The organism is Candidatus Palauibacter sp. (assembly GCF_965208055.1).
GTDB lineage: Bacteria > Gemmatimonadota > Gemmatimonadetes > Palauibacterales > Palauibacteraceae > Palauibacter.
Map to the genome: position 1 here is coordinate 4,025,722 of NZ_CBDBNY010000004.1, position 6,638 is coordinate 4,032,359.

Annotated in this window: 4 protein-coding genes; 3 read left to right on the plus strand and 1 reads right to left on the minus strand. The window is 70.4% G+C overall.

Translation table 11 applies throughout. From position 1 onward, the window contains the following. Window positions 1-1,071, minus strand: a complete 1,071-nt coding sequence (gene rlmN, locus ACOGXI_RS17700; protein ID WP_419940124.1) for a 23S rRNA (adenine(2503)-C(2))-methyltransferase RlmN — start codon at window positions 1,069-1,071, stop codon at window positions 1-3. A gap of 160 nt (window positions 1,072-1,231) precedes the next feature. Between rlmN and aspS the strand changes: the two genes are divergently transcribed. Genes aspS through ACOGXI_RS17715 form a run of 3 tightly spaced genes read left to right on the plus strand, consistent with a single transcriptional unit; the run spans window position 1,232 to window position 6,530 of the window. After that, window positions 1,232-3,040, plus strand: coding sequence for an aspartate--tRNA ligase (aspS, locus tag ACOGXI_RS17705; RefSeq protein WP_419940125.1), 1,809 nt, complete (start codon window positions 1,232-1,234; stop codon window positions 3,038-3,040). 2 nt (window positions 3,041-3,042) lie between these two features. Continuing rightward, on the plus strand, window positions 3,043-4,005 hold the full coding sequence (locus ACOGXI_RS17710) for a PhoH family protein (RefSeq protein WP_419940241.1): 963 nt from the start codon (window positions 3,043-3,045) through the stop codon (window positions 4,003-4,005). 35 nt (window positions 4,006-4,040) lie between these two features. Next, entirely contained in the window at window positions 4,041-6,530 is a 2,490-nt protein-coding gene (locus ACOGXI_RS17715) for an HD family phosphohydrolase (protein WP_419940126.1), read from the plus strand. Window positions 6,531-6,638: the final 108 nt, after the last annotated feature.

Genomic DNA, 6,638 nt, shown 5'->3' on the forward strand with positions numbered 1-6,638 from the left:
CTAGCTTTCCCGCGACAGGCGCAGTTGTCCGCAGGCGGCGGCGATATCTCGTCCCCGCGGTCTTCTCACCGCGTTGCCCACTCCCAGCGCGGCGAGCGCATCCGAAAAACTCGCGATCCCCTCGGCGGAACTCGGCCCCCACTCCGGACGCGAGGGGATGGGGTTGAAGGGGATGAGATTCACGAAGCAGATGAGCCCCCGCGCCAGCTTTGCCAGCGACTCCGCCAGGGCCGGGTCGTCGTTCACGCCCCGGATGAGCGTGTACTCGAAGCTGATGCGCCGGTTCTTGTAGCTCTGATACGTGCGCAGGGCGTCGAACAACTCCGGCAGCGGGTAGCGCTTCTCGATCGGCATCAGTTGCAGCCGCAGTTCGTGGGACGGCGCGTGCAGCGAGACGGCGAGTTCGAACGGCTCCGGCCGCCGGGCGAGTTCCAGGATCCCGGGGATGAGTCCCACCGTCGACACGGTGATCCGCCGCGCCCCGAGACCGAACCCTCCGTGCAGGGACGCGAGCGATCCGATGACGCCGTCGAGGTTCGCCAGAGGTTCTCCCATCCCCATGTACACGACGTTGGAGATCGGGTTGGACGCCGGCCGCCCCATGTCCTCGCGCGCCACGCGCAGGGAGTCGCGGTACTGCGCCACGATCTCGGCCGTCCTCAACTGGCGCCGGAATCCGAAGTCGCCGGTGGCGCAGAAGCGGCACGCGAGAGCGCAGCCGGCCTGCGACGAAAGACAGAGCGTGAGGCGGTCGCGCGTCGGGATGAGCACGGACTCGACTCGCTCCCCGTCCTCGAGCCGCCACAGGTGCTTCACCGTCCCGTCCTTCGAACGGGCGACGTAGTCCGGTTCGATCGGGGTGAGGGAGAAGGCCGCGTCCAGCGCTTCCCGAAGCCCGGCGGGGAGGTTCGTCATCTCGTCGAAGGAGCGCGCGCCCCGCTCCCAGACCCACTTCTCGACCTGCCGCGCCCGGTACGCCGGCTCTCCCCGCGCGGAGAAGAACTCCGCCAACCGTGCCCGCCCGCCGTCTCCCGACTCCGCGAGCAGTTCCGCTCGTGTGCTTTCCGTCATCCCCCGCTTCTTGCTGGCACCCCCGAAAATCGGCTATCTTCCACGGCGTTCCCCACTTCTCGGAACCGATTCCGAGCCGACTCTTTTTTCGCCGCGAGTTCTCCTGACCAAACTATCGCTACCGACCGAACGGCGTGAGCCGGCCTCCCTCGAGACCGCCTTGCGCGACGCCGGCTGCGGGCAGGTCGAGGCCTCGTGGTCCGGACGCGAAGTCCGGGTCATCGGGTGGGTACACCGCCGTCGCGACCTCGGAGGACTCTTCTTCGTCGACCTGCGCGACCGGACCGGCCTGCTCCAGTTGTCGTTCGGTCCGGAGTGGTCGGACGCCGCCAGCCTCGAACTCGTGGCGGAGTTGAACCCGGAGGATGTCGTGCGGGCCACGGGTGTCGTCGCGCCGCGCCCCGAGGCCAACCCGGACATGCTCACGGGCGAGATCGAGATCCGCGTGTCGAGCCTTCGGCGGGTGTCCGTCTCCGATCCGCTCCCGATCCTCGTCTATCAACCCCCGGACGAAGAACTGCCTTCGGAGGAACTTCGCCTCCGCCACCGGATCCTCGACCTGCGCCGTCCCCAGATGCAGCGCAACCTGAGGCTCCGGCACGTCGCCACCAACGCCGTACGCGCCTCGCTCACCGAGCAGGGATTCGTCGAGATCGAGACCCCGCTCCTCACGCGGCAGACGCCGGAGGGGGCGCGGGACTACCTCGTCCCCAGCCGGGTCCACCAAGGCCGGTTCTTCGCTCTCCCGCAGTCGCCGCAGTTGTACAAGCAGCTTCTCATGTGCGGCGGCTTCGACCGTTACTTCCAGATCGCGAAGTGTCTCCGCGACGAGGACCTGCGGGCGGACCGCCAGCCGGAGTTCACGCAGATCGATGTGGAGATGGCGTTCGTCGAGCAGGACGATGTCTTCCGCGCCGCGGAGAAGATGTTCGCGCGCATCTGGCGGGACGGGCTCGAGCGGGACCTTCCCCTGCCCTTCCGGCGCCTGCCCCACGCCGAGGCGATGGAGCGCTACGGCACGGACAAGCCGGACCTGCGCATTCCATGGGAGATACGGGATTTCACGGACGCGCTCACCGGCATCGGGTTCGGCATCTTCGACGGCGCCGCGAAGGCCGGCGGCCGCGTCCGGGGGCTCGTCGTGCCGGGCGGCGCGGCTCTCTCCCGCTCGCGCATCGCCCGCTATGACAAGCTCGCCCAGGAGGCCGGCGCGCGGGGCGCCCTGTGGCTGAAGCGGACTTCGGACGGCTGGTCCGGTCCGCCCGCGAAGGTCGTGGGCGAGGAAGTCGCGCGCGCGCTCGAGGCGGAGTTCGGGGTCCGGGAGGGCGATCTCATCTTCTTTGTCGCCGGCCGCGACGGGGAGAGTTCGCCGGCCCTCGACCGGCTGCGGCGCGCGGCGGCCCGAGAACTCGGGGCCCTGGACGAGAGCGGAGAGGAATGGCTCTGGATCACGGAGTTCCCCCTCTACGACCGGGATCCCGACACCGGCCTCCCCGTCCCGGCCCAGCACGCCTTCACGATGCCGGCGGACCCCGACCCCGAGCGCCTGCGGGAGGACCCGCTCTCCATGAACGCGGTCGCGTACGACATCGTCTACAACGGGATCGAGTTCGGCAGCGGGAGCATCCGTTGCCACCTTCCCGAGGTTCAGCGCGTCATCCTCGAGGCGACGGGGCTCACGCCGGAGGAGGTCGAGACGCGCTTCGGCTTCCTGCTCGAGGCGTTCCGCTTCGGCGTCCCGCCGCACGGCGGGTTCGCGGTCGGCATGGACCGGGTGGTGGCCGAGATGGTCGGCTGCGCGTCGATCCGGGACGTCGTCGCGTTCCCGAAGACCGCGGCGGCCAGAGGGCTGCTCGAGCGGTCCCCATCGTCCGTGACCCCGGCGGAACTCGAGGAACTCGGGATCTCCGTGACCAGCGGGACGGGCGAGGCCGGCGAGACTGGAGGGGCCGGAAGGAGCGGAACTTGAGCGTGGCCACGGAGCGGCGCCTTTCCATCGAGGGGGCCGACCAGCAGTTGCTGGCCGGTGTGAACGATTCGAACCTCACGACGCTGGCCCGCCACTGCGACATCCGCGTCGTCCTCCGGCGCGAGGAGATGATCCTCTCCGGACCGCGGGCTGACGTGGATCGCGCCTCCCCCGCGGCGCAGCGCATGGTCCGCTACGCGCGGCTGCGGCGTCCCTTCGATGCGGTGGATGTCGAGCGTTTTCTCGAAGCGCCCGCCGATGGCGATGACGGCTCGCGGCGTGCGAGGGATGCCGGAGGATCGCAGGCGGAAGTCGCGCTGGCGGGGGGCCGGCGCGCGATCAAGCCCAAGTCCCCGGGGCAGGACAAGTACCTGGCCGCGATGCGCGAGCGCGACATCGTCGTCGGCATCGGCCCGGCGGGCACCGGAAAGACCTATCTCGCCGTCGCCGCGGCCGTGGAGGCGCTCAACCGGAAACGGATCCGGCGCATCATCCTCACCCGGCCCGCGGTCGAGGCGGGTGAGGCGCTCGGCTTCCTGCCCGGCGACATCCGCGAAAAGGTCGATCCCTACCTGCGCCCGCTCTACGATGCGCTCGAGGACATGATGCCTCAGGACCGCGTCCGCCGCGCGATCGAGGACCGGGTGATCGAGGTCGCCCCGCTCGCGTACATGCGCGGCCGCACGCTCTCCGACGCGTTCCTCATCCTCGACGAGGCGCAGAACGCGACGACCGCGCAGATGAAGATGTTCCTCACCCGGCTCGGGCTGAATTCGAAGACCGTGATCACCGGGGACAAGACGCAGATCGACCTCCCGCGACCCGAGGATTCGGGACTCCTGGAGATCGAGGAAGTCTTGCGCGACGTGGTTGGGATCGACTTCGTTTATCTGGATGACGCGGATGTCGTCCGGCACCGACTCGTGAAGGAGATCATCCGCGCGTACCGGGAGTCCGAGCGTTGAGTCTTTTCGGCCGCGTCCGAGACTACTTGCGCCCCGTGAACCGGCCGCCGGCCGGCGGCCGCCGGGACGCGTGGGTCCACCACGGATTCCGGGCCGGGATGGTCGCCGGCATCGCCCTCGCCGTCCCCCTGATGTTCCCGCAGAGCACGCCGACCGGATTCGACGGCATCGACCCCGGCAGCGTCGCCCGGCAGACGATCAACGCCGACTTCGATTTTGACGTGCCCAAGGACCCGGACCGCCTCCGGGAGCAGCAGGACGAGGCGGAGGCGGCGGTGACGCCCAGGCTGCGGTTCGAGCCGGCGCGCGCGGACAGCAGCGTCGAGCGCGTGAACGCCTTCTTCGCACAGCTCGATTCCATCATTCCCGCGGCGGAGGCGCGAGTCGCCGCGGATGGACTCCCGGCCGCCGCCGGCGCCGCGCTCGTCCGGGGCGAGGTCCGGCAGATCGCGGGCGGGATCGGGATCGACCTCTCGGCCGAGGGGGTGATCGACTCGCTCCAGGTCGAGTACCTCCTCGACGGGACGTCGCGCGGCCAGCTGCGCGATGAACTCGCGATGGCCTTCGAGGGCCTGCGCGAGGGTGTGATCCGCGGGAGCGAACTCGCGGACATCAGCTCCGTGAACGTCGTCGTGCGCGAGGGGTCGGCAGGCGACGACCGGGTGCGCCCCGTCGGGGAGCTCGTCAGGCTCGGCGACTTCACGCGGGCGGCACGGGAGGGGGTGGGAGACCGGCTGCCGCCCGGGGGCGCGGCGCTCTTCCAGCAACTCGTCCTCATGGGACAGCCGACGCTGCGCATCGACCAGGACGCGACCCGGCAGGCGCGGGAGCAGGCCCGGGCCGCGATCCCCCAGGTCGAGGGCTTCGTGCTCGAGGGAGAGCGCATCATCACCGAGAACACGGTGGTGACGGAGGAGGACCACCGCCGACTCCTCGCCTATCAGGCCCGGATCCTGGGGCGCGGGGGAGCGCGCACCACATCGGACTTCCTCCGCGGCGTGGGCATGGTCCTCCTCGTCGTGAGCATGCTCGGAATTCTCGTCTTCGCGACGTTCCGCTTCCGCCGTGACGTGTACGAGGATCTCCCCAGCTTCACCGTGTTGCTCGGGCTCGTCGTCATCGTGATGGCGTCGGCGGGGGCCGTGGCCGCCGCCGGGGGCTCGCCGGCGCTCGTGCCGGTCGCGTTGGCCGGCCTCCTCGCCGCGGCGCTGTTCGACAGCCTGCTGGGCCTCGTGGTCGTTTCGACGATCACCGGGATTCTCATGGGCCAGCCGTACTTCGCGGGACTCGCGGCCCCCATGGTGACCGTGGCGGGAGGGGTCACGGCGGCCTTCGCGGTGCACACGATCCGCACGCGCTCGCAGAGTTGGGTGCTCGTCGCGCTGATCACCGCGGCCTACGTGGGGGCCGGCCTCCTGCTCGTCCTCACGGGCCACTACGTGCTGGGCGAGATGGGAACGACCGCGGCGTTCGGCTTTCTCAACGCCACCGTGTGCACGGGACTCGGGGTCGGCGTCGGCCTCCCGCTGCTCGAGGCGTTCACGAGACGTACGACCGAGGCGTCGCTGCTCGAACTCTCCGACATGAACCGGCCGCTCCTGAGGCGGCTGGCGCGCGAGGCGCCCGGCACGTACGCGCACTCGATCAACGTGGCGAACCTCGTCGAGACGGCGTGCGAGGCGATCGGGGCCGACTCTCTGCAGGGCCGCGTGGGGGTCTACTACCACGACATCGGGAAGCTCGAGCGTCCGCAGTATTTCATCGAGAACCAGCCGCGGGGGCTGAACCCGCACGACCGTCTCACGCCGTGGCAGAGCGCCGAGATCCTGCGCGACCACGTGCGCCACGGGCTCGTCATGGCGGAGGAAGCGCGCCTGCCCGAGGTCGTGAAGGACTTCATTCGGGAGCACCACGGCACGCAGCTCATCCGCTACTTCCTCGAGAAGGCCCGCGCCCAGCAAGGCGTCGCGGAAGTGGATCCGAGCGACTTCGCCTACCCCGGTCCGAAGCCGCAGAGCAAGGAGACGGGCGTGGCGATGCTGGCGGACGCCGTGGAAGCCGCGTCGCGCGTCCTCTCGAACCCGAGCCCCGAGCGCATCCGGGCGCTGATCGACCGCCTCGTGCAGGACCGAATCGACTACGGCGAACTCGACGACTGCCAGCTCACGTACCGCGACCTCCGCATCGTCAAGCAGGAGTTCGCGCACGTCCTCACGGGACTCTACCACCACCGCATCGACTATCCGAAGCCCACGGCGCCCGCCGATATGCCCGGCGGTCCGGGCCAGACGCCAGCCGGCGAGGGCGCGGGGAAGGGCGACCCGGAGACGGCGGCGACGGCGGGGGAGGAGGGCCCGTCGGCGCCGATCGACCTCGAGCAGGCCTCCCAGGGCGACACCGGCCCCATCCCCGCCCTGGACTCGCTCCCGGATTCGGGCGCGGAGCCTGACGCGGAGCCCGACCCGGAGCCCGACCCGGAGCCTGCCACGGAGCCGGAAGGAGTCGCCAGCGGGCGGACGGATTGACCGATCCCGTGCCGCCCGCGATCCGCGTCAACGTCCTCGATGGCTGGAATGGCCCCCCCGAGACCCAGCTGATCGCGGCCGCGCGCGCGGCCCTCGACACGGCGCGCG

What these genes read in the sequence shown, in the direction of transcription:
- rlmN (WP_419940124.1), bottom strand. Translation starts at nt 1,071, where the DNA reads ATGACGGAAAGCACACGAGCGGAACTGCTCGCGGAGTCGGGAGACGGC.